Origin of the sequence: Pseudomonas sp. B21-012, assembly GCF_024749305.1 — a bacterium.
GTDB lineage: Bacteria > Pseudomonadota > Gammaproteobacteria > Pseudomonadales > Pseudomonadaceae > Aquipseudomonas.
Genome location: NZ_CP087197.1, coordinates 3,382,030 through 3,405,474, shown reverse-complemented (window position 1 = coordinate 3,405,474; position 23,445 = coordinate 3,382,030). Strand labels below are relative to the sequence as shown.

Annotated in this window: 19 protein-coding genes and 1 pseudogene; 15 read left to right on the top strand and 5 right to left on the bottom strand. The window is 65.2% G+C overall.

Going from position 1 to position 23,445, the window contains the following annotated elements; genetic code table 11:
• Positions 1–59 precede the first annotated feature (59 nt).
• On the bottom strand, positions 60–575 hold the full coding sequence (gene tssB, locus LOY37_RS15440) for a type VI secretion system contractile sheath small subunit (RefSeq protein WP_045197973.1): 516 nt from the start codon (positions 573–575) through the stop codon (positions 60–62).
• A 298-nt stretch (positions 576–873) separates the two neighbouring features.
• On the opposite strand from tssB, the gene vasI reads away from it, so the two are divergent.
• The 6 genes from vasI to LOY37_RS15410 all read left to right on the top strand — a co-directional run bounded on the left by vasI (position 874) and on the right by LOY37_RS15410 (position 9,837).
• A complete protein-coding gene (gene vasI / locus LOY37_RS15435) occupies positions 874–1,551 on the top strand; it encodes a type VI secretion system-associated protein VasI (protein ID WP_258715176.1) in 678 nt (225 codons plus the stop codon).
• Positions 1,539–2,969: a type VI secretion system protein TssA gene (gene tssA / locus LOY37_RS15430; protein ID WP_258715175.1), complete on the top strand. Its 1,431-nt coding sequence runs from the start codon at positions 1,539–1,541 to the stop codon at positions 2,967–2,969. The genes vasI and tssA overlap by 13 nt, the downstream gene beginning before the upstream one ends.
• 7 nt (positions 2,970–2,976) lie before the next feature.
• Positions 2,977–6,585, top strand: coding sequence for a type VI secretion system membrane subunit TssM (gene tssM / locus LOY37_RS15425; protein ID WP_258715174.1), 3,609 nt, complete (start codon positions 2,977–2,979; stop codon positions 6,583–6,585).
• Positions 6,586–6,677: 92 nt separating this feature from the next.
• A complete protein-coding gene (locus tag LOY37_RS15420; RefSeq protein ID WP_258715173.1) occupies positions 6,678–7,988 on the top strand; it encodes a coproporphyrinogen III oxidase in 1,311 nt (436 codons plus the stop codon).
• A gap of 203 nt (positions 7,989–8,191) precedes the next feature.
• Positions 8,192–9,382, top strand: coding sequence for an NnrS family protein (locus LOY37_RS15415; RefSeq protein ID WP_258715172.1), 1,191 nt, complete (start codon positions 8,192–8,194; stop codon positions 9,380–9,382).
• 17 nt (positions 9,383–9,399) lie between these two features.
• Positions 9,400–9,837: a hypothetical protein gene (locus LOY37_RS15410; protein ID WP_258715171.1), complete on the top strand. Its 438-nt coding sequence runs from the start codon at positions 9,400–9,402 to the stop codon at positions 9,835–9,837.
• A 138-nt stretch (positions 9,838–9,975) separates the two neighbouring features.
• On the opposite strand, the pseudogene LOY37_RS15405 reads toward LOY37_RS15410, so the two are convergent.
• A pseudogene (locus LOY37_RS15405) lies at positions 9,976–10,410 on the bottom strand (hemerythrin domain-containing protein); the annotation flags it as partial.
• Positions 10,411–10,577: 167 nt separating this feature from the next.
• Here LOY37_RS15405 and norR point away from each other — a divergent pair.
• From norR to LOY37_RS15370, 7 genes are all read left to right on the top strand, one after another.
• On the top strand, positions 10,578–12,098 hold the full coding sequence (gene norR, locus LOY37_RS15400; RefSeq protein WP_258715170.1) for a nitric oxide reductase transcriptional regulator NorR: 1,521 nt from the start codon (positions 10,578–10,580) through the stop codon (positions 12,096–12,098).
• A gap of 81 nt (positions 12,099–12,179) precedes the next feature.
• Entirely contained in the window at positions 12,180–12,827 is a 648-nt protein-coding gene (gene pdxH, locus LOY37_RS15395) for a pyridoxamine 5'-phosphate oxidase (protein ID WP_258715169.1), read from the top strand.
• 89 nt (positions 12,828–12,916) lie between these two features.
• Positions 12,917–13,471: a molybdenum cofactor biosynthesis protein B gene (gene moaB / locus LOY37_RS15390; protein ID WP_258715168.1), complete on the top strand. Its 555-nt coding sequence runs from the start codon at positions 12,917–12,919 to the stop codon at positions 13,469–13,471.
• Complete coding sequence (gene glp / locus LOY37_RS15385) at positions 13,468–14,703, top strand: gephyrin-like molybdotransferase Glp (protein WP_258715167.1); 1,236 nt, start codon at positions 13,468–13,470, stop codon at positions 14,701–14,703. The genes moaB and glp overlap by 4 nt, the downstream gene beginning before the upstream one ends.
• Before the next feature lie 127 nt (positions 14,704–14,830).
• Entirely contained in the window at positions 14,831–15,826 is a 996-nt protein-coding gene (locus tag LOY37_RS15380; protein ID WP_258715166.1) for a peptidase U32 family protein, read from the top strand.
• Between the two features lie 10 nt (positions 15,827–15,836).
• Positions 15,837–16,727 (top strand): U32 family peptidase, encoded by an 891-nt coding sequence (locus LOY37_RS15375; RefSeq protein ID WP_258715165.1) that lies wholly within the window; start codon positions 15,837–15,839, stop codon positions 16,725–16,727.
• Entirely contained in the window at positions 16,721–17,191 is a 471-nt protein-coding gene (locus LOY37_RS15370) for an SCP2 domain-containing protein (RefSeq protein ID WP_093381867.1), read from the top strand. Before LOY37_RS15375 ends, LOY37_RS15370 begins: the two co-directional genes overlap by 7 nt.
• A 20-nt stretch (positions 17,192–17,211) precedes the next feature.
• Here the strand turns inward: LOY37_RS15370 and LOY37_RS15365 are convergent, their stop codons facing one another.
• The 3 genes from LOY37_RS15365 to LOY37_RS15355 all read right to left on the bottom strand — a co-directional run bounded on the left by LOY37_RS15365 (position 17,212) and on the right by LOY37_RS15355 (position 20,425).
• Positions 17,212–17,889 (bottom strand): Crp/Fnr family transcriptional regulator, encoded by a 678-nt coding sequence (locus LOY37_RS15365; RefSeq protein WP_258715164.1) that lies wholly within the window; start codon positions 17,887–17,889, stop codon positions 17,212–17,214.
• A gap of 89 nt (positions 17,890–17,978) precedes the next feature.
• Positions 17,979–18,626, bottom strand: a complete 648-nt coding sequence (gene narL / locus LOY37_RS15360) for a two-component system response regulator NarL (RefSeq protein ID WP_258715163.1) — start codon at positions 18,624–18,626, stop codon at positions 17,979–17,981.
• A complete protein-coding gene (locus tag LOY37_RS15355; protein WP_258715162.1) occupies positions 18,623–20,425 on the bottom strand; it encodes a HAMP domain-containing protein in 1,803 nt (600 codons plus the stop codon). The genes narL and LOY37_RS15355 overlap by 4 nt, the downstream gene beginning before the upstream one ends.
• Before the next feature lie 315 nt (positions 20,426–20,740).
• On the opposite strand from LOY37_RS15355, the gene LOY37_RS15350 reads away from it, so the two are divergent.
• Both LOY37_RS15350 and LOY37_RS15345 read left to right on the top strand, forming a co-directional pair.
• The gene (locus LOY37_RS15350; RefSeq protein WP_045198009.1) at positions 20,741–22,036 is read left to right on the top strand and encodes a nitrate/nitrite transporter; all 1,296 of its coding nucleotides are present in this window, start codon (positions 20,741–20,743) and stop codon (positions 22,034–22,036) included.
• Positions 22,023–23,420 carry a NarK family nitrate/nitrite MFS transporter gene (locus tag LOY37_RS15345; RefSeq protein WP_258715161.1) on the top strand — a complete coding sequence of 466 codons (1,398 nt, stop codon included), beginning with the start codon at positions 22,023–22,025 and terminating at the stop codon, positions 23,418–23,420. Before LOY37_RS15350 ends, LOY37_RS15345 begins: the two co-directional genes overlap by 14 nt.
• Positions 23,421–23,445: the final 25 nt, after the last annotated feature.

Here is a 23,445-nt window from a genome sequence, read left to right as displayed (position 1 = left end):
GGTTCTCCGTTCATAACTGGGATGCAGGGCAGGGGGAGTCAGTGTTAGTTGCGCGGTTGTTATGCGTCGGTAACCGTATTTGTTGCATCCAGGACCAGGTCGAGTTCCTGGGCCAGGCGCTGGCGAGTGGCTTCGTCACTGAGCAGGCTCTGCAAGTGCTTGCGAAAGGCCGGTACATTACCCATCGGCCCTTTAAGGGCGACCAGTGCTTCGCGAAGTTGCAGCAATTTGTTCAACTCAGGTACTTGCCGGGCGATGGCATCCGGGCCGAAGTCATTGATCGAGCGAAAGTGCAGGTGCACGTTCAAGTCATTGTCGCGGTCGGCGCACAGTGTTGACGGTACTGCCATCTGCAAACCCACCTCAGCCTCGGCCAGCACGGCGTTGAAGCTGTCCTTGTCAATGCGCACCGGGCGGCGCTCCTCGAGGCTCGAGGTATCGCCGCGGCCCAGGAAATCCCCGGTGACCAGCAGTTTCAGCGGCAGTTCGACTTCTGCCTGCTGATCACCGGTAGCGGGCACATATTTGATATTGATGCGCTCTTTGGGGGCGACGGAACCGTGCATTTTAGACATGGGAATATCCATTTCAGGCTGTAGGTCATTTATATTAGGAATGGATCCAATACCCTTTGTCATGTCGGATGCTTCCTAAAATGTTCTGATTAGTGCGTAGGATAATTCGCCAATATTCCGATTTACGTTTAAAGCTGTGTTTATGTTTCTTACTTGCTCTTCCTGTATTTGGCGGTTTGCTGTTTTTTTGCCTGTTGCAGCTTGCATTTCATTTTTTAATTGAGTGATGCTTTAAATGCGTTTTATTCGACTGAACAACTATCGGCAAACTTGCATGAGTTGCAGCTGAGGAGTGGCGATGGGCGCTATGGGCAAGGAGTGGCGATACAGGTGGCTGGGCCTGTGCGTAGCGGTATTGATGCCAGCCAGTGCGCTGGCGGCGCCGCTGGACTGCACCGCGATCGTTTCGCCGCTCAAGCGCCTGGCCTGTTTCGACGAAGCCGCCGGTACGCCACCGGGCCCGGCGCCGGTGGCGAGCCCGGCTTCGTGGGTAGGCCTGGTGCCGGCTGTCGTCGACCTGGTGCAGCGCAATGAGCAGCGCCGCGCCGCGGATGACTTTCGCTTCCTTGCATCGCTCTGGCCCGAAGCCGATGACGACAGTCGCCAGCGGATGATCATTTCCGCGCCGGCGCTGGGCGTCGCCCCGCCGCGGCCCTACCTTGCGATCAGTTGCGAGGCGAATATTTCCCGGGTGCAACTGGTGCTGGATGAGCCGCCCGGGCCCAACCGTATCCGCCTGCAACTGCTCAAGGACGGCAAGCCGGTGGCCGATGCCTACCCGTGGCAAGTGCTCGACGATGCCGGTTTGGTGGTTGACGCCGGGCGCGGGCTGCAAGCCATTGCCCTGCTGCGGCGCATGGGCGGCGGCCAGCGCCTGAGGGTGAAAAGCGATTACCCGCCACTGGACGGGCTGGTTTTCGATGCGCAAGGTTTGGGTGAACTGATCGAGCAGGAGCGCCAGTTATGTCGCTGGTGATCGACCTTCCGGCCGGCGCTCTCACGCAGTTGTTGGCGCCCATCGAGGCCGACCGGCCCGCCGGTTATTTTGATGTGGAAGATGAAACCTTCCAGGCCATCGACCAGGAAATGGTCAAGCTGGGCGGCCTGCGCGAGAACACCATCGACTGGCCATACATCGATGAAGCCTCGCGTCAGTACCTTGCCACTCAGTGCAAGCACTTGCGCATTCTCGGGCATCTGCAGGTGGTGTGGCTGCGCACTGCAGAGTGGGGGCACTGGAGCGCTGCCCTGACACTGCTGGCGGGCATGGTCGAGCATTACTGGGACAGTGCCCACCCGGTGCCAGGGCCGACCGGCTACCTGAACAAGCGCAAGCAGGTGCTGCGCCTGCTCGAAGGGCTCGGCCAGGCGCTGCCGAGCCTGCAGCGCAGCAGCTTTGCCGAGGTTCACCAGGCCGACGCCGAACAGGCCCTGGCCAGCTTGCTGGACGGCATCGAAACCACGCGGCTCGAGCCCGCAGCGATCGAAGCGCTGCAATTGCAACTGGGCAAGTACCGCGAACGCTGCCTGCCGGCCCCGGCAGGTCGCGCGGTAGCTGCCGATGCCGGCCTGAGCCCGGCGTTCTTCGCAAGCACGGCGCCGGTGGGCAATGAGCGTGAACAGCGCCGGGCCTTGCTGAACATGGCTGAACAGATCAACCAGCAGGACCCCTACGACCCGGTGGGCTATCAGTTGCGGCGCTTCGCACTGTGGACCCCGGTACGCACCGCGCCGTCGGTCACCCGCGAGCGGCGCAGCGAACTCAGCGCGGTGCCCCAGGATATCGTCGACAGCTACCACGACGCCCTGGCCGCCAACAACGTCGAGCCCGCGTTGCTGATGCGCATCGAGCGCAGTGTTGGCGCCTCACCCTACTGGTTGCGCGGCAGCTTTTTGGCGGCCAGCGTGGCTTCGCGCCTGGCCATGGACGAAGTGGCGGGTGCCATTCGCCAGGCCTGCGAACGCTTCGCCTGCCGTTTACCGGGTTTGACCAGCTTGTGCTTCAGCGACGGCACGCCGTTCGCCGATGCCCAGACCCTGGCCTGGATCAGCGGCGCCGATCAGCCCGAGGCGGCGCATAGCCCGGTGCAGGAGTTCGCCGGGCTGCGCGACGAACTGATTGCCCAGCTTGATCGCGAAGGCGTCGAGGTGGTGCTGTTGCGCTTGCAGGAACTGCAAGCCGAGCAGCAGGCCCCACGCCAGCGCTGTTATGCCACGGTGATTGCCGCCGACCTGTTGGCCGCCCGCGGTCTGGCGTGGCTGGCGGACGATCTGTATGCCGGCGTTGCCCGGATGATGCGCGAGACCAGCGCACAGGGCTGGGAGCCACAGTTGTACCTGAAGGTGGCACAGCGCTCTGGCGCCGACCCGCTGATCACTGCAGTCAAGGAGTAGCGAAAATATGGATAGGGTCTGGAGTCACCTCAAGCGTTGGCGGCTGCCGATGCTGCGCCAGTTCAACCGGTCACTCGCGTTGCTGGTGCTGCTGGGCGTGCTGCTGGTGCTGGGCGCAATCTGGTGGCTGGGCCCGCAATGGGTCTGGAATGACCATCGACCGCTGGCGCCACTGCCCGTGCGCGTGGCGGCCAGTGTCGTGGTGCTGGTAGCGCCGCTGCTGGCCTGGGCCTGGCGGGTACGCCGGCGATACCAGGCGTTTCAGGCCGAGCGCCAACAGCAGGCGGCGCGCCAGGCCGACCCCTGCCTGCCCCATGTACAGGCCCAGGAGCGGGCGTTGGCGCGCAGCCTCGATCACCTGCTCAACAACATGGAGCGCCGTCGCTCGCTGTACCAACTGCCCTGGTACCTGGTGCTCGGGGCGCAGAATGCCGGCAAGACCAGCCTGATTACCCGCTCCAACCAGAGCTTCGCCCTGTCCCAGGTTACCCGCGCGGGCGCCAGCGCCCAGCAGGATCCCGATCTGGCGTACCCGATCGACTGGTGGATAGGGGACGAGGCTGTGCTGTTCGACCCGCCGGGCGAACTGCTCAGCCAGCCTGAAGGGCCATTGCCCCACCAAGCCAGTGCCGAGGGCGAAGACAGCGTTCAGCAGGGGCTCCCCGTCGGTACTCACCAGCGGCTGTGGCTGCACCTGCTCGACTGGCTGGCCCGCACCCGCAGCCGTCGCGCCCTCAATGGCGTGGTGCTGGTGGTTGACCTGCAAAGCTTGCTGACCCAGGCGCCGGAGCAGCGCAAGGCCCAGGCGAACCTGCTGCGCACACGCTTGTATGAACTGACCCGGCAGTTGGGCACCCGCCTGCCGGTGTACGTGACCCTGAGCAAGGTCGACCTGCTGGAAGGTTTCGAAGAGTGCTTTGCCCGGCTTTCGCCGAGCGGGCGTGAAGCATTGTTGGGCTTCACCTTCAGCCTGGCGGCAGTGGACGACTTCGATGCCTGGCAGCAAGAGCTGGCCAGCCGTTACGACAGGTTTGTCGAGCTTCTGGGGGCGCAGGTGTTCGACAGCTGCGCCCAGGCCCATTCGTTGAGCGAGCGTCAGCGGCTGGTGGCGCTGGTGCGCCAGTTATCCGGCCTGCGTCCGGCACTGCTGGGTTTTTTCGCCGAGATGCTCGGCAGTGACTGCTTCACCACGCCGGCACTGGTGCGGGGGGTGTACTTTTCCTCGGTGTACCAGCAGGGAACGCTGAGCAACGCCTTCGTCGACGAGGCCGGCAAATCCTATCAACTGCCGTCGCCGGCAGCCGAGGTAAAGCCTGCCGGCGGCAAGGTGGTCTATTTCGCCCAGCAGCTGTTCCAGCGCGTCATCTACCCGGAGGCGGGGCTGGCCGGCGACAATATCAAGGTCGCCCGCAGCAAGCGCCGGCTGTTGCTTGCCGGGTTTGCCGTCGCTTCATTGGGCTGCTTGCTGGCGGTGGGGCTGTGGCAGCTGTACTTCAGCGTCAACCGTGACAAGGCGGCCAGCGTCCTGGCCAAAAGCCAGGAGTTCAGTGCACGGGATATCGATGCCAAGGTCGACACCACTGGCCGTAATCTTTTGGCGCCGCTGGACCAGATTCGTGACGCGGTGTCGGTGTACGGCGACTATCGTCAGGCCTGGCCGCTGCTGTCCGACATGGGCCTGTACCAGGGCAAGAAGATTGGCCCGACGGTGGACGAAGCCTACCTCAAGCTGCTGTCCAAGCGCTTTTTGCCGGCCCTCGCCAGCCGCGCCCTGGAAGCTGTCTTCACCGCGCCTACCGGCAGTGACGAGCAACTGCAGGCGTTGCGCGTGTACCGCATGATTGAAGATCGAGGCAATCGCCAGGCGGCCATTGTCGAGCAGTGGGCGGCTCGGCAATGGCAGCGCGCCTACCCCGGGCAGGGGCAGGTGCAAGCCGACCTGATGCGCCACCTCGACTACGCGCTGAAGTACGCCGACGCCGATCTGGCGCAGCACCACGAAAAAATCGCCCAGGTGCAACAGGCCTTGCGTCAGCGGCCCATGGCCGAGCGGGTTTATCTGGCTCTCAAGCGCCAGGCGCAGGCGCGTCTGCAGCCGGCGCTGGACCTGCGCAGCGAAGTGGGCCCGGCCTTTGACATCATCTACCAGGTGCCGTCCGCCAGTGAGGGCGACAGCCTGTTGCTGGCTCCGCTGCTCACGGCCAAAGGCTACAAGGCTTACTTCGAGTCGGGTAGCCGTAACCTCATCGAGCTGGCAATGATCGACCAATGGGTACTCGGCGAACGTCAGCGCCTGGATTACTCCGAACATGACCGCGAGGTGCTCGGCCAGCGCGTTCGCGCCCTGTACCACGCCGACTATGTGGACAGCTGGCGCCGGGCACTGAGCCAGGTTTCGATCGTCGATTTTCGTGACCTGGGCCACGGCGTGGCGGTGCTGGAGCAGGTGACCGGGCCTGGCGCACCGGTGCGCCGCCTGCTGGAAACCCTGCGCGACAATACGGTGATCTTTGCATCGCTGCCGGTGGCCGAAGTTGAGCCGCTAGCCGGTGCGCAAATGGCTACGGATGGGCCGCCCCAGGCGGTGGCGATCCGCCGGGCGTTTTCCGGCCTGACGGAGTTGATCACGGCCCAGGCTGACCGGCCGTCCTACTATGATGAAACCCTGCGTGCGGTCAGTGCGGTGTACGACTACGCCAAGGCTGTGCACGACAGCCCCGACCCGGGCAAGGCGGCATTGAAAGCGGTGTTGCAGCGCTTCGCGCTGGGCGCCGCCGACCCGATTGCCAACCTGCAGCGGATCGCCGCCGGCTTGCCCGAACCGCTCAACCAGCAGGCCAGAAAGCTTGCCGACCAGACCGCGCAGGTGTTGATGATCGCCGCCCTGGGCGAGCTGGAAAAGCGCTGGGACAGCGAGGTCTACAGTTTCTACCATGAGCGCCTGGCCAATCGTTACCCGTTCAGGCCTGCTGGCGAGGATGCCTCGCTGGAAGACTTCGAGAGCTTCTTCGGCCCCAAGGGGCGCTTGCAACAGTTTCAGGACCAGTACCTGAGCGTATTCCTCAAGGACAACCTCGACGCCCTGTACTCCGATGCCCTGGGTGGCTACCTGGTGCGCAGCGATGTGCTGGAGCAACTGCAGCATGCCGAACGCATCCGTGACACCTTCTTCAACAACCGCGGCCACCTGGCAGTGCAATTGAGCATCGAACCCCTGGCCTTGAGCAGCAGTCGCCTGAGCAGCCTGCTGAGCATCGATGGCCAACTGGTCCCGTACCGCCATGGCGCGCCGCAGCGCACCGGGCTGGTCTGGCCCAATGACCTGGGCAGTGCCAGTGCCAGCCAGCTGACGCTGGTGAACAGCAGCGGTAACACCGCAAGCCTCAGCTATCGTGGGCCCTGGTCGCTGTTTCGCCTGCTCAGCCGCGCCCAGCTCAACGGCCGCACCGACACCAGCGTCGATCTGACCTTTGCCGTCGCCGATGGCCTGATGCGCTACCGGGTCGAGGTACAGAAGGCCAACAACCCGGTGACCCAGCGCAGTTTCGCCGGATTTGCCTTGCCCAGGACCTTGCTCGAGGCGCGCCGCGGCCTGGCGGTCGATGATGAGTCATAGCCGTGCGCCCCGCGCCGCGCTTGATGCAAATCAAGGCCTGTGCGCCGCTCAGGGCAGACACTGAGGCTCCGCAGCCCGCCTGGGAGCCCGCCATGCTTGATTTACACCATCGCCACCCGCAGCCCGTCAGCGCGCACGGGCAATGGCCGGGCGAGCCCGGCGGGCATGCCGATACCCGCAGGTTCCACACCGGCATCGGTTCGCTGGACGTGTTGCGCGCCTTGCGCGCGAGCCGCAAGCAGCACCGGCCATTGTCGCTAAGCGTGCAACTGGCGGCCGGGCTCGATGAGCTGGAGCAGGACGCCTACCTGCGCGGCCTGCAACGGGAGATCGCCCTGGTCGGCTGCCACCTGGGGGCCGACCAGAGCATCGAGCAGTTCCGCTTGAGCGGTGCCACTCCAGGCCTTGAGGTGTTGCAGCGGTTGATGGAGCAACTGCGCCAACGCTTCAGTTTTTTGCCACACGAACTGGGTGACTACGCTGTTGAAGTCGATTTGCACCACACCCGGTGGGCGACCATGGGGCTGTTGCGCGACCTGGGTTTCAACCAGGTCAGTATCGGTGTGCCCGATTGTGGCCAGGGCGGCGTGCTGTCGGCTGCCGACTGGCAGAACCCGGCGCCGATCCATTCACTGATCGATGCCGCGCGCACCTTTGATTTTCGCTCAGTGAGTGTCGACCTGGGCTATGGCCATGCCTGGCAGACCCCGGACAGCTTTGCCCGCAAGCTTGCCACCCTGATCGAGCTTGAGCCCGACCGCCTGCAAGTTTTCGACTACAGCCAGCCGCCGGCGCGCTACGCCCAATGTGCCCGGCAGGCACCCTGCAGCGAGCAGGACAAAGCGCTGATGCGGCGCCTGTGCTTTGCCCAGTTGCTGGCTGCAGGTTACCAACACATCGGCCTGGGCCAGTTCGTGCGCGCCGACGACGACTTGGCGATTGCCCAGGAACGCGGGCGTTTGCGGCGCAATTGCCAGGGCTTTACCCGCCACGGCTATTGCGACCATGTCGGTCTGGGCCTGGGCGCGATCAGCCAGTTCGACGCGCTCTATGCGCAGAACGCCCTGACCCTGGCGCACTACCTGCAGCCGTTGCGCAACGATCAGTTGCCTACGTGCCGCGGCTGGCGCTGCGAGGCCGATGAGCAACTGCGCCAGGGCGTCAGCGAACGCCTGGCCTGTGACCTGGAGCTGGATATCCAGGCCATCGAGGCCCGCTACGGCGTGGATTTTCGCCAGTACTTCGCCAGTGCCTGGCGCCAGCTGGAGGCCATGCGCCGGACAGGGCTGGTCGAGGTCTCGGCGCGCCACATCAGCATATTGCCCGCCGGGCGGGTGAACGTGGATGCCATCTGCCAGCTGTTCGAACAGCAGCAATGGGTCGATCACGATGCCGGTCTTTGAGCCTGGCCAACTATTCTTTTGAGGGTCGAAAATACCCTGGATGACAAGGGTAGAAACAACCATGGCAGGGTCATTGTTACCCCGAATTCAGCCCATGGCCGAGCCCGCGCCCCGCAAACCGCGAGGGGCATGGCTCTTGCACTACCTTGCTCAAGTCCGACGGGTCACGCTGAGCTGTCGGGAACAAGGTAAGGAGAGGCTTGATGCAAGTTCTTGATCGGCGTAAAGCGTTGGCCATCGTGCCGCTGTTGCGCCTGGCGTTCCGCCCGTTGTTCCTCGCGGGCTGTGCCCTGGCAGTGCTGGCGATACCGCTGTGGCTGGCGGCCCTGAACGGCACCCTGGGCAACTGGCAGCCGGCCGGCGGCTGGCTGGCCTGGCACCGGCATGAACTGGTGTTCGGTTTTGGCCTGGCGATCATTGCCGGCTTTGTGCTCACGGCGGTGCAGACCTGGACCGGCCAGCCGGGCCTGAGCGGCAAGCCGCTGGCCGGCCTGGCGTTGCTCTGGCTGGCCGGGCGGGTAGCATGGTTGGTGAATGCGCCCTGGCCGTTGCTGGCGCTGCTGGAACTGGGCTTCCCGCTGCTGGTGGCGGTGCTGATGGGGCGCACCCTGTGGCAGGTGCGGCAAAAACGCAATTACCCGATCGTGATGGTGTTGCTGCTGTTGACGGCGGTCGATGGCCTGTCGGTGTATGGCCTGGTGCAAGAGCACGACGGTTGGCAGCGCCAGGGCGTGCTCGGCGGCATCTGGCTGGTCGGGGCGATGATGGGCCTGATTGGCGGGCGGGTGATTCCGTTCTTCACCCAGCGCGGCTTGGGCCGCACCGCGGCGGTAGTGCCCTGGCCGTGGCTCGACGGGCTGCTGCTGGCGGGTTCGGCACTGGTGGCGCTGTTGTATGCGGCGGGGCCGGCGCTGACCACCAATACCGGGATCGGCGCGCTGTTTGCTGCCCTGGCGTGCGGCCACGGGCTACGCCTGTGGCGCTGGTATGACCACGGGCTGTGGCGGGTGCCGCTGCTGTGGTCGCTGCACCTGGCCTATGCCTGGTTGGTGCTGGCCTGCCTGGGCATGGCCCTGTGGCATTTCGGTGTGGCGCTGAATCCGAGCCTGGCGGTGCATTGCCTGACCATCGGCGCCATGGCTGGGTTGATCCTGGCGATGATCGCCCGGGTCAGCCTTGGCCATACCGGGCGGGCGTTGCAGCCGCCGGCGGGGATGACCCTGGCGTTCATCCTGCTCAATCTGGCCGGGGTCAGCCGGGTGTTGCTGGTACTGTGGCTGCCGCTGGGCGGTTTGTGGCTGGCGGGCGTGTGCTGGGTGCTGGCGTTTGCCTTGTATGCCTGGCGCTATGCGCCGATGCTGTTGCGCGCCCGGGTCGACGGGCACCCTGGTTAAGCGCCTGGAGGCGAAGGATGCTGTATCCGTATTTGTTGGTGGTTCATCTACTGGCAGCCATCGCCTTTATCGGCACGCTGTTTTTTGAACTGCTCATCTGGCAGGCGGCGCGCCGCCACGTGCCGGCGGCGGCGCTGGCCGGGGTAGACCAGGCGCTATCGGTGCGTTCACGCAAGGTGCTGCATGGTGTGGTGCTGTTGTTGTACGGCGCGGGGCTTGGCCTGGCCTGGCATCACCGCGCAGCCTTGAGCGAACCGTTGGCCAGCAGCTTTGCCAGCCTGCTGAGCCTGAAGATCGTCCTGGCTCTGAGCATCATTGGCCATTACCTGTTGCTGGCGTACTGGCTCAAGCGCGATCACTTGAGCGAGGGGCGTGCGCGTTGGATTCGCTGCAGCATTCTTGGCCATATGTTGGTGATCGTGGTACTGGCCAAGGCGATGTTCTATTGGCATTAGCCTGCGCCGTACTCAGGCGGGCCCTTGCCTGGATTACAACTGCTGCGCGCTCGATCGCGGGTCAAGCCCGCTCCCACAGGTTTGGCCTACACAGACCCATTTGTAGGAGCGGGCTTGCCCCGCGATGAGGCCAGTGCGTCAAGCCAGGGCTTTGACGAACAGCACATCGTTCTCCAGATGAATATGCTGCAGCAAATCCTCGCGAAATTCCGCCAGCCCACGGTACAGGGTACGCCATGTGTTGCAGGCACCTTCCGGCGCGCTGATGTCGTTGGTCAACAGGCTCAAACGCTCCAGCGCCTCACCATGCTGGTCGTGCTCCATGCGCATCACCTGGATCGGCGCACCCGCCTGGCGACCCATGCCCCGTTGCAACATCGGGAACAGCACCTGTTCCTCCTTGAGCATGTGCCCTTCAAGTTCCTGCTGCATGTCCTGCAGGTGGTCGGCCAGGCCGTTGGGGCACTGGGCGTGGCCGCCATGGACCTGCTCGACGCGTCGGGCCAGGCGGATCAGTTCCGGCAGTTGCTCACGGTGACGATCGTGGTAGCGGGTGAGGATATGGGCGATCAGTTCGGTCGGGTTCATCAGGGGGCCTGCTCTGCTGGCAAAGTGTCCCAGGGTGATTGCATCGCCCATGCCAGCTTTACTTGCCCGAAATCAAGGTCTGGCGCCGGGCTTGTGGTGAAATCTACCCGCCTGCCTGCGGGTAGCGATAACCATAGAGGGTAATAACTACCATGCTGCGTGAAAGCCTGGCCGCCGACCTGATCGTCGAACTGCCCAATGCCGTGCGCTTGCAGCGCCTGGTACAAACCCTGCGCGAGTACTTCAACTGCGGCGCGGTCGGGCTGTTGCGCCTGGAGGGCGACAGCCTGCGCCCGCAGGCCAGCGTCGGGCTGGTCCACGAAGCCCTCGGCCGGCGCTTCGTGATCGCCCGGCATCCGCGCCTGGCAGCGATCATGGCTTCGCGCGAGCCAACCTGGTTCGAACCCGACAGCCGCCTGCCGGACCCTTACGATGGCCTGCTCGACAGCGCGCTGCATGAGCCCTTGGCTGTGCACGACTGCATGGGCGTCAGCCTTTACGTAGAAGGCCAACTGTGGGGTGCGATCACTCTCGATGCGTTGCAGCCGGGGACCTTCGACAGCGCTGCCCGCGATGAACTCAAACGCTGCACCTTGCAGATCGAAGCGGCCCTGCGGGTCACCCGCCTGGAGCAGGAAAACCGCAGCCTGCGCCTGTCGCGCAGCGAACCCCAGGACCTGCGTGCGCCGCTGGAAGCGAGCGAGATTCTTGGCCATAGCCCGGTGCTGCAGCAGTTGCTCAACGAGATCGAACTGCTCGCCGACGCCGAACTGCCGGTGTTGCTGCTGGGCGAGACCGGGGTCGGCAAGGAGCTGTTCGCCCGCCGCTTGCATGGTTTATCGCGGCGCCGCCACAAGCCGCTGATCCAGGTCAACTGCGCGGCCTTGCCCGAATCCCTGGCCGAAAGTGAGCTGTTCGGCCATGTCAAAGGTGCGTTTTCAGGCGCCAGCAGCGACCGCGCCGGGCGCTTCGATGCGGCCAACGGTGGCACGCTGTTTCTTGATGAAGTCGGCGAACTGCCGCTGAGCGTGCAGGCCAAGCTGCTGCGCACGTTGCAGAACGGCGAGATCCAGCGCCTGGGCGCCGACAAGCCGCTGCACGTGGATGTGCGCATCATCGCCGCGACCAACCGGCACTTGCCCGACAGCATCCGCGACGGTCTGTTTCGCGCCGACCTCTACCATCGCCTGTCGGTGTATCCGCTACCGATCCCGCCGCTGCGCGAGCGCGGCGACGATGTGTTGATGATTGCCGGGCAGTTCCTTGAGCTCAACCGCACCCGCCTGGGCCTGCGCGGCTTGCGCCTGTCGCCGGCGGCCGAGCGGGCGCTGCTGGCTTACCACTGGCCGGGCAATGTGCGCGAGCTTGAGCATGTAATCAGCCGCGCCGCGCTCAAGCAGCTGAGCCGCGAGGGCAGCCGCAACCTGATCATTACCCTGGAGCCGCAGGTGCTCGACCTCGACAGTGCGCCGGCAGCCGCGCCAGTGGCAGAGCAGGGGGCACCACCGGCGCTGGCGTTCAGCTCCCTGAGCGAAGCCGTCGACGCCTGCCAGCGCCAGGCCATTGCCCAGGCCCTGCAACTGAGCGGCGACAACTGGGCCAGCGCCGCGCGGCTGCTGGCGCTCGACCCGAGCAACCTGCACAAACTGGCCAGGCGTTTGCGCCTCAAGTAACGCCGCTGGCGTTGATGGCGGTCAAGGTGCGGGCGGGGCGCTGCTTACAGACTGCGCACACCTAACCAGGAGATCATCGCCATGCCGTTGTCCCTTGCCCAGATGCGTCGCAACTACACCCTCGGTGGCCTGCAGGAAGCCGAAGCGCCGCTGGAGCCTCTGAGCCTCTTTGCCCAGTGGCTGCAACAGGCCCGCGAAACCGAGCGCGAGCCGGTGGAGGCCAACAGTATGCACCTGGCCACGGTGGACGCCACTGGCCGCCCGCATTGCCGGGTATTGCTGCTCAAGGGCGTTGACGAACAGGGCTTTACCTTCTTCGGCAACTACCAGAGTGCCAAGGGCCAGGAGCTGGCGGCCAATCCCTATGCGGCGATGACTTTCTTCTGGCCGGGGCTGGAGCGCCAGGTTCGCATTGAAGGGCCGGTGGCGCGGCTTGATCCGCAGCTGTCCGATGCTTACTTCGATTCACGCCCCGAAGCCAGCCGCCTGGGCGCCTGGGCGTCGCCGCAAAGCCGGCCGCTGGCCGACCGCGACGAGTTGCAGGCGATGCTCGCGCAGACCATCCGCCGCTTCGTCGAACAACCCCTGCGCCGCCCCGAGCACTGGGGCGGCTACTGCCTGAAGCCTGAACGCATGGAGTTCTGGCAAGGCCGTGCCGACCGTTTGCACGACCGCCTCGACTACCGCTATCAGGGCGGGCAATGGACGCGCCAGCGCCTGGCGCCCTGAGTCCGAAGAGATACCTCCAAGGAGGAATAGGTTCGCCCAGGCTTTAGGTTCAGGCTTGGGCCCATCCCTATCTCACCGGAGCCCAGGCCATGGCCCATCTGGCGCAACGCACGTTTGAACCCCTGAACATCGCTGTGCTGACCATCAGCGACACGCGCAACTTTGATACCGACAGCTCGGGGCAGACCCTTGTCGACCTGCTGCAGGCGGCCGGGCATGTGCTGCTTGAGCGCGACCTGGTCAAGGACGATATCTACCAGATCCGCGCCACGCTCTCGCGCTGGATCGCCGACCCCAAGGTGCAGGTGGTACTGACTACCGGCGGCACCGGCTTTACCGCCCGCGACAACACCCCGCAGGCGGTGCTGCCGTTGCTGGACAAACACGTCGAGGGCTTTGGCGAGTTGTTCCGCCAGGTGTCGCTGGCCGAAATCGGCATGTCCAGCCTGCAGTCGCGCGCGCTGGCCGGCATGAGCAATGGCGTGCTGGTGTGCTGTGTGCCGGGCTCGCCCGGCGCCTGTCGCACGGCCTGGACGCAGATCCTCGACAGCCAGCTCGACAGCCGCACCGGCCCGTGCAATTTCGCCCCGCATCTCAAGGCTCAACCCGAGCAGGCCATCGACGCCTGTGGGACGCGGCCATGAGCGGGCGCGTGTGCGACAGCGGCAAGCTGATCCCGGTCGACCAGGCGATCCGCCATTTGCTCGAACAGGCGCCGCCACCACCGGCGGCGCAGATGGTTTTGCTGGAGCAGGCCCTGGGCCGGGTGCTGGCGGCCGATATCCACGCCCCGCGCAGCCTGCCGGGCTGGGATAACAGCGCCATGGACGGTTTTGCCTTCAGGGCCGCCGACCTGCCTGCGGCGGGCGGTTGCCTGACCCTGGCCGGGCGCATCGCTGCCGGCCAGCAGGCCAGTACTGCATTGCAGCCAGGCCAGGCGGTGCGCATCTTTACCGGCGCACCCTTGCCGCCAGGCGCCGACACGGTGGCCCCGCAAGAGCTGTGCCGGGTTGACGGCGAGCAGGTCTGGCTGCCGGCCGCAAGCCTTGGCGCGCATGTGCGCAAGGCCGGCGAAGAGGTGCGCGAAGGTCATCTGCTGCTGCAGGCCGGCAAGCGCCTGCGCGCCCAGGAGCTGGGCCTGCTGGCCGCCTCGGGGCTGGCCTGGGTCGAGGTCCATCGGCCCTTGCGCGTCGCTTTGCTGAGCAGCGGCGACGAGCTGCGTGAACCCGGCCAGCCGCTGGCCCCGGGGCAGATCTACAACAGCAACCGCTATTGCCTGACGGCCCTGTTGCAAGGCTGGGGCGTCGAGGTGCATGACTACGGGGTGATGGCCGATGAGCTGGCGGCCAGCAAGCACGCGCTTAACCTGGCCGCGGCTGAGTGCGACCTGTTACTGACCTCTGGCGGTGTGTCGGTGGGCGAGGAAGATCACCTCAAACAAGCCATCCAGGCGCTGGGCCGTGTTGATTTCTGGCGCCTGGCGATCCAGCCGGGCAAGCCCCTGGCCTTTGGCGAGGTGGCGGGGCGGCCGTGGATCGGCATGCCGGGCAACCCCGCTGCGGCACTGATCACTGCACTGGTGGTGGTAAGGCCATGGCTGCTGCGCGCCCAGGGCGTGCGCGATGTGCTGCCACGGCCCGTGGCGCTGCCGGCGGGTTTTGACTGGCTGCAACGCAACAAGCGCCGCCAGTACCTGCGGGCGCGCTTGCTGCCCGAGGCCAACGGCCAGTCCAGCGTGCAACTGCACCCGCAGCAAAGTTCGGCGATGCTCAGCGCCGCCTGCTGGGCCGACGGCCTGGCGCTGGTGGAGTGCGAGCAACAGGTGCACAAACACGACAGCGTACAGTTTTTGTCATTTGCCGAGCTGATGCAGTGAGTGGCCTTGATTGCCGTCAAGGTTCTGCTGGAGGCGCTGGCTAGACTGGCAGCGCTTTTTCCAGTGCTCCGGGCCTGTGTCAACCGCGCAGGCCAGTGGAGATAGGTTTCTTTGATGAGGAAAACCCATGCAACTGGTCTGCCCGGCAGGCAACCTGCCTGCGCTCAAAGCCGCGGTGCGCCAAGGCGCCGATGCGGTGTATGTCGGCTTTCGCGATGACACCAACGCCCGCCATTTCGCCGGCCTGAACATGGACGACAAGCAGTTCGACGCCGCCGTCGGCCATATCCGCCAGCACAATCGCAAGCTCTATGTCGCAGTCAACACCTACCCGCAACCGCTGGGTTGGGAGCGCTGGCAGCGGGCGGTGGACCGCGCCGCCGACCATGGTGTCGATGCCCTGATCGCCGCCGACCCGGGGGTGCTCGGCTACGCCGCCGAGCGCCACCCGCAACTGAACCTGCACCTCTCGGTCCAGGGCTCGGCCACCAACGCCAGTGCCCTGGCATTCTACGCCCGGCACTACAACATCCGCCGCGCCGTACTGCCGCGGGTGCTGTCGCTGGCCCAGGTGCGTCAGGTCGCTGCCAGCACCACGGTACCGATCGAGGTGTTCGCCTTCGGCAGCCTGTGCATCATGGCCGAAGGGCGCTGCCACCTGTCCTCGTACATCACCGGCGAGTCGCCGAACCTGTGCGGCGTGTGTTCGCCGGCCAAGGCGGTGCGCTGGAGCGAAGATGCCGATGGCCTCAGCGCGCGCCTGAGCGAGGTGCTGATCGACCGCTATCAAGCTGACGAACCCGCCGGCTACCCGACCTTGTGCAAGGGCCGCTTCCTGGTCGGCGGCAAGCGCTTCCACGCCCTGGAAGAGCCCACCAGCCTCGACACCCTCGACCTGCTGCCAGAGCTCGCCGCCATGGGCGTCGAGGCGGTCAAGATCGAAGGCCGTCAGCGCAGCCCGGCGTATGTCGAGCAGGTCACCCAGGTCTGGCGCGCCGCGCTCGACGCCCACCGCCTGGCGCCGCAACGCTTCACGGTCAAGGCGCAGTGGCGCCAGGTGCTGGCCGGTTTGTCCGAAGGCAGCCAGACCACCCTGGGTGCTTACCATCGATCATGGCAATAAGGGACTGCACATGAAGCTCAGCCTGGGACCCGTGTTGTACTACTGGAACAAGGAACAATTGGGGCGTTTCTACAGCGAAATGTCGGCTTTGCCCCTGGATGTGATTTACCTGGGGGAAACCGTCTGCTCGAAACGCCGGGCGATGAACCTCGACCACTGGCTGGGCCTGGGCCGCGAGCTACAGGCCTGCAGCCCGGCGCAGATCGTGCTGTCGAGCCTGACCCTGATCGAAGCTGCGTCCGAGCTCTCCAGCCTGCGCCGCCTGTGCGATAACGGCGAGTTGCTGGTGGAGGCCAACGACATGGGCGCGGTGCAGTACCTGGCCGAGCGCAAGCTGCCGTTCGTGGCCGGGCCGGCGCTCAACCTTTACAACGGCCACGCCCTGGCCAAGCTGCTCGATTGCGGGATGATCCGCTGGGTGCCGCCGGTGGAGTGCTCGGCGGCGCTGATTCGCGCGGTGCTCGACCAGACCGTTGAACTGGGCCGTGAACTGCCCGAGGTCGAGGTCTTCGCTTATGGCCACCTGCCGCTGGCCTATTCGGCGCGCTGCTTTACCGCGCGGGCGGAAAACCGGCCCAAGGATGACTGCCAGTTCTGTTGCATCAACTACCCCGATGGCCTGGCCCTGAGCAGCCAGGAAGGCCAGGCGCTGTTCACCCTCAACGGCATCCAGACCATGTCCGCCGAAGTCACCAACCTGCTGGCCGACTATGCCGGGTTGCAAGCCTGCGGCGCCGACCTGCTGCGCCTGAGCCCGCGCGCCCAGGGCATGGCCGAGGTGATCGAGGCCTTTGCCCGGGTGCGCCAGGGCGAGGCGCCGCCGCTCTGTGTCGACGGCTGCAACGGCTACTGGCATGGCCAGGCGGGCATGTTGCGGGTCGAGGAGGTGGGCCTGTGCTGAACCGTACGCAATGGCTGCTCAAAGGCGCCGACAAGGTCCTGCCGTTGGTGCGCAAGGTGCCCTTTGTGATCCAGCGCGTGGCCTTGCAGCAGGCGCTCAACCGCTGCCTGGCCGAGCCCTTGCGCGACGGTGAGTTCGACCTGTTGCGCGGGCGCTGGCTGTGCCTGCGCATCCCTGACCTCGACCTGACCTGGTACCTGACGCGCAACCGCGAGGGCCTGCAGATCGCCGAGCGGGCCAGGGCCGATGTGACCATTCGCGGCAATTGGCGCGAGTTCCTGTTGCTGGCCAGCCGTCAGGAAGACCCGGACACCCTGTTCTTTCGCCGCCGCCTGGTGATCGAGGGCGACACCGAGCTGGGCCTGACCCTGAAAAACCTGATCGACAGCCTCGACCCCGAGGTGCTGCCGGTGTGGTTGTGGCGCAACCTGGAACGCGCCGGCAAGGGCCTGGCGGCAAGCTGAGGGCAGCGCCGGCGCGCGGGCTAGCCCGTGTAGCCGGCCAGCTCGTCGGCTTTGAGGATCTGGATGCTGCGCCGCTCCATGGCGATCAGGCCGCGTTCCACCAGGCGGTGCAGGGTGCGCGAAAAGGTCTCCGGCTGGATCCCCAGCTTGGAGGCCACCAGGCGCTTGGACACCTGCAACTCGAGCCGGCCGCTGTCCGGGTCGCACTCCTGCAGCAAAAAGTTGATCACCCGCCGGCTGGCGCTGGCCGAGGTCAGCGTGTCGATGTCCTTGAGGCGCTGGTGCAGGTGGATGCTCATGCTCGCCAGGATCGCCAGGCACACCTGCGGCTGGTCTTCCAGGGCATTGCGGTAGTGGCCGCCGTCGATGCTGATCAGCAGGCAATCCTTGAGCGCCGTGGCCGTCACCGGGTAGCTGCGCGCCTGGCTGAACAGCAGCGCCTCGGCAAAGGTCTGGCCCGGCTGGATGATCTCCACCAGGTGTTCCTGGCCCTCGGCGCTGAGCCGGTACAGCTTGATCTGGCCGCTGACCAGCAAGAAGAAGCGCTTGGCCGGGTCGCCCTGGTGCATGAGCGTGTCATGACAGCCCAGGCGCCGGAGCATGGCCAGGCTGCAGACGGCTTCGAAGACTTTCTCCGGCAGTTGGCTGAACAGGTGATGGCGACGTAAAAGCAGAACGCTAGAAGGGTGTGTCAGCATGGCGTACCTCCGCTGGCGCCTATGGTAGAACCCGTGGCGCCGGCGGCCTATGCCTCTGCCGGTCTACCTCCAAAGGGGCAGTCGCCGGCTCAGGCACTGTGGCGCAGGTGCTCAAGGGCCCACACCGCCGCCTCCACCCGCGAGCGCAGGCCGAGCTTGTGCAGCAGGTTCTTCACATGCACCTTGACCGTGCCTTCGGTGATCCCCAGCTTGTGGCCGATGACCTTGTTGCTGTAGCCGCTGGCGATGGTTTTCAGCACCTGGCGTTCGCGTTCGGTGAGCTCGACGTCGGCCTGGCGCGGCGGTGAGCGCAGGGCCTGGGCCATGACCCGGGTCAGCCCCGGGCTGATCACCAGGGCGCCGTTCATGGCATCGCGGATGTACTGGATCAACAGCTCCGGCTCCATGTCCTTGAGCAGGTAGCCGTCGGCGTCCAGGCGCAGGGCATCGCGGATATCGTCTTCGGCATCGGACACGGTAAACAGCAGCACCTTGCCGGCAAAGCCCTGGCTGCGCAGATGGCGCAGGGTTTCGATGCCGTTCATCTGCGGCATGTTGTTGTCCAGCAGCAGCAGGTCAGGTTGCAGCGGCGCGATCAGGGCCAGGGCTTGTTCGCCGTGGCTGGCCTCGCCGACGATCTCGAAGTCGTCTTCCAGTTCAAGCATCTGGCGAATGCCATGGCGCATCATCGGGTGGTCGTCGACCAGCAGTATCCGGTAGCGCGGGGAGGGGCTCATGCAGGGTTACCTTCGTTCAAGTGCCCGAGAAATTCCGGGCGAAATTCCATCTGTACCCGGGTGCCTTGCGGCGCCCGGCCAACAATTTGCAACTGGCCGCGCAGGCTGCGCGCCCGCTCGTCCATGATGTTCAGGCCGTGGTGTTCACGCAGGTCGTGGGTGGCGCTGAAACCACGGCCATCGTCCTCGATCGACAGGCAGACCTGCTCGCCGTGCTGGCGCAATTGCAGCCAGGCGTTCTGCGCATGGGCATGGCGCAGGCAGTTGGACAGCGCCTCGCGGGTGATCTGCAGAATGTGGATCTGTTCGCTGGCCGACAGCTCGAAGGCCAGGCTGTCGACGTGCAGGTGCACCTGGAACTCGCCCCGGCGGGAAAACTCTTCGGCGGTGTCCTTGAGCTCCTGCACCAGGCCTGCGTCATGGATCTGCAGGCGAAAGGTGGTGAGCAGTTCGCGCAACTGCCGGTAGGCGTTGTTCAGGCCTTCGCGCAGCTCGGCGGTGACGTTCTCAAGGGTTGCCACCGGCTCGCCACGGCGCATCAGGGTTTGCATGCGGCTGACCTGCAGCTTCATGTACGACAGCGCCTGGGCCAGCGAATCGTGCAGCTCGCGGGCGATGATCGCGCGTTCTTCGAGCAGCACCAGGCGATGGTCCTGTTCGCGCTGGCGCTTGAGCGACAGCGAGGTGCCGATCAGGTTGGCCAGGGCCTGGATCAGCTCGGTTTCCCAGGCTTGTGGCTCGTGGCCGTCGATAAAGTGCGCCTTCAGCTCACCGAGGGTGCTGCCCTGGTTGCTGATGCTGAAGGTATGGCGCAGGGTGCGCTGGTGGCGCTGGCAACTGGCGCAGTCGCTGCTGGCGCAGATCTTGCGGCTGGCGGCGCCATGCAGGGCCAGCAGTTGCTGGGCCGGGGCCTGCAACTGGCCTTGCAGGCACAGCGACAGGCGCAGGCCCGGCAAGCGCTGTTGAAAGCGCCGGATCAGCTCATCCAGGCCCTCGGCGTTGGCCCGCCGCGTGGCCAGGCTGCGGCTGCTCTGGTACAGCAGCTCAAGGGCGGCATTGGCCTGCTGCAGGTTGAGGGTTTTTTGCTGCACCTGGCTTTGCAGGGTGCGGTGGGAGTGTTCGATGGTTTCGGCCATGGCGTTGAAGCGGGTGGCCAATTCGCCAAGTTCGTCTGCCGACTGATGATTGACCCGCGCCTGGAACTCGCCACGGCGAAAGCGCTGGGTGGCGTCGACCAATTCCTTGAGCGGCGTGATGACGTTGTATTGCAGTTCATACAGGCCGAACAGCAGGACGATCATGGTGGTGAACAGCGCCGCGCCCTGGATCACTTGCTGCCAGCCCTGCTTATGCTCGCTCTGGCGCTGCAGCAGGCTGACGAACTGGTTGAGCTGGTTGACGAAGGGCAGGGTGCTGGCCTGAAACGTGGCGGCGTCGCCGCGCTGCAAGGCTGGCAACAGGGTGTGCTGCCAGTAGTCCTGCAAGCGCTGGTAGCTGGCCTGCAGTTCAAGGTTCTTGCCGTCTTCGAGCACCGCTTGCAGGGCCGGGCTGTTGAGCCGTTGCTGCAGGCTGTCGCGGATGCGCTCAAGCTCGGCAGGCTCGGCACCGGCGGCGAGCTTCCAGCTCAGGTGGTAGGTCTCCATGCGCACCGAGCCTGCGGTATTGATCGCCGCCGCATCGCCCTGGCTGAACCAGGCGATCAGGCCGGCGCTGAGCGAGCTGGCCAGGGCCAGCACGGCAATCAGAATCACCGCCAGGCCGGCGCGCGCGGGCAACGAGCTGCGCAGCCAGCCGATCATGGACGGCGGCCGGGGGCGATGAGTGGAAAGCGGTACATGGAGCACTCCAGGGGGTTGCAGCTGATCGTTTCGCAGCCTTCCCTGGCGCTCTACCTCTAAAGAGTTTGCAACTGTCAGATTTCTTGCGATGGCGCTGAGAAACTTGACAAGGCCCTGATAAACAAAGGGTTTAGAGGTTTTTCGGCGCTACCTCGTTGGAGGTAGGCAGTACAAGCATAGGCCCAGGGGCGCCAGGGCTTCTTTGATCGGGGTCAAGTTTTATCGGGGTTTGCCTCTCTAGTCTGCCGGCCATGGCTACCTGACTGGAGACCCGAGATGACTCAACCGCGAATACGCCAAGGCCTGGTATTGGGCATGAGTACGCTGGCCTTCACCGTCTGCTTCATGGTCTGGATGATGTTTGCTGTGCTCGGCGTGCCGATCAAGGACCTGCTCCAGCTCAACGAAACCCAGTTCGGCCTGCTGGCCGCCACCCCGGTACTGACCGGCTCGCTGGTGCGCCTGCCGCTGGGCATGCTCACCGACCGCTTTGGCGGGCGCAGCGTGTTCTTCCTGTTGATGCTCGCCTGCGTGCTGCCGCTGTACCTGATCAGCCACGCCACGGCCTATTGGCAGTTCCTGGTCCTGGGTTTGTTCGTCGGCCTGGCCGGTGGCTCGTTCTCGGTGGGCATCGCCTATGTTGCCAAGTGGTTCGAGCAAGACAACCAGGGCCTGGCCATGGGCATTTTCGGTGCCGGCAACGCAGGCGCCGCGGTCACCAAGTTCCTCGCCCCGGCACTGATTGCCGCCGGCAGCTGGCAGCTGGTGCCGAAGGTGTTCAGCGCCATCCTGTTCATTACCGCGCTGCTGTTCTGGTTGCTCAGTGCCGACAACAAGGCCCATCGCAGCGCCAGCGGCGCGAGCCTTGGCGAGCAGCTCAAGGCCCTGGCCGAGCCTGCGGTGTGGCGCTACTGCCAGTACTACTCGATCGTCTTCGGCGGCTACGTGGCCCTGGCGCTGTGGATGACCAAGTACTACGTCCAGGAATATGGCTTCAGCCTGCAAAGCGCGGCGCTGCTGGCCGCCTGCTTCTCACTGCCGGGTGGCGTGCTGCGCGCCGTCGGCGGCTGGATGTCGGACCGCTGGGGCGCGCAGAGCGTGACCTGGTGGGTGCTGTGGGTCAGCTGGATCTGCCTGTTCCTGCTCTCGTACCCGCAAACCCAGCTGCAGGTGCAGACCATCAACGGCCCGCTGGACTTTCACATCGGCCTGAACCCTGCGCTGTTCACCGTGCTGCTGTTCGTCATGGGCATCGCCTTCGCCTTCGGCAAGGCCTCGGTGTTCAAGTACATCGCCAACGACTACCCGCAGAACATGGGCGCGGTGTCCGGCATCGTCGGCCTGGCCGGCGGCCTGGGCGGCTTCATTCTGCCGATCCTGTTCGGCGCGCTGGTGGACCTCACCGGCGTGCGCTCCTCCTGCTTCATGTTGATGTACGGCGTGGTCTGGGTCTCGCTCACCTGGATGTACTTCAGCGAAATCCGCAAGCGCCCGCTGCTGGGCAGACAGCCTGCAGCCGTAACGCCCCCGTTTTCCAGCATTGCCCAAGGAGAAGACCATGTCGGTTCTTAAACAGCCTGACCAAGGCCCGGTGATTCACGACTGGCGCCCGGAAGACCCCGCGTTCTGGGGGCGAAGCGGCAAGCAGACCGCCACCCGCAACCTGTGGATCTCGATCCCCGCACTGCTGCTGGCCTTTGCCGTGTGGATGGTGTGGAGCACGGTGATCGTGCGCCTGAATGCCATCGGCTTCAGCTTCAGCACTGACCAGTTGTTCTGGCTGGCCGCCTTGCCCGGGCTCTCGGGGGCGACCTTGCGGGTGTTCTACTCGTTCATGGTGCCGATCTTCGGCGGCCGGCGCTGGACCGCCCTGAGCACCGCCTCGCTGCTGGCACCGTCGCTGTGGATGGGCTTTGCCGTGCAAGACCCGAACACCCCCTACAGCGTGTTCGTGATCATCGCGCTGCTGTGCGGCTTTGGCGGCGGCAACTTCGCCTCGAGCATGTCCAATATCAGCTTTTTCTACCCCAAGTCGCAGCAGGGCACCGCCCTGGGCCTGAACGCCGGGCTGGGTAACCTCGGCGTTTCGGTGATGCAGTTCTGTGTGCCGCTGGTGATCACCTTCGGCCTGTTCGGCGCCCTCGGTGGCCAGCCGCAGATGCTGGCCGATGGTGGTCAGCTGTGGCTGCAGAACGCCGGTTTCATCTGGGTGCCGTTCATTGTCCTGGTCACGGTGCTGGCCTGGTTCGGCATGAACGACCTGTCCAGCGCCAAGGCTTCGTTCAGCGAGCAGGCGGTGATCTTCAAGCGCAAGCACAACTGGCTGATGTGCTGGCTGTACCTGGCAACCTTCGGCTCGTTCATCGGTTTTTCCGCCGCCTTTCCGCTGCTGATCAAGACCGCTTTCCCGCAGGTTAACGCCCTGACCTTCGCCTTCCTCGGCCCGCTGGTCGGCGCCCTGGTGCGCCCGCTCGGTGGCTGGCTGGCCGACAAGCTCGGCGGCGCACGGGTGACCCTGTGGAACTTCGTGCTGATGATCGTCATGGTCTTCGGCGTGCTGGCGTTCATCCCCGCCCAGGGCGAGAGCAGCAACTTCTACGGCTTTCTCGGCATGTTCATGCTGCTGTTCATCACCACCGGCATCGGCAACGGTTCGACCTTCCGCATGATCCCGGTGATCTTTCGCACCCTGCACGAACAGGCCGCCAGCGGCAAAGGCGCCGCCGCCCGCGAACAGGCGCTGAAGAACGCCGGCAAGGAATCGGCCGCAGTGCTCGGCTTCAGCTCGGCGATGGGTGCCTTCGGCGCGTTCTTCATCCCCAAGACCTTCGGCACCTCCATGGCCCTGACCGGTGGCCCGCAGATGGCCTTCTACCTGTTCGTCGGCTTTTACCTGAGCTGCATCGTCGTGACCTGGTGGTGGTACGCACGCAAAGGCGCTGCGACCCCCTGCTGACAGTACCCCGAATTCACACCTTGCC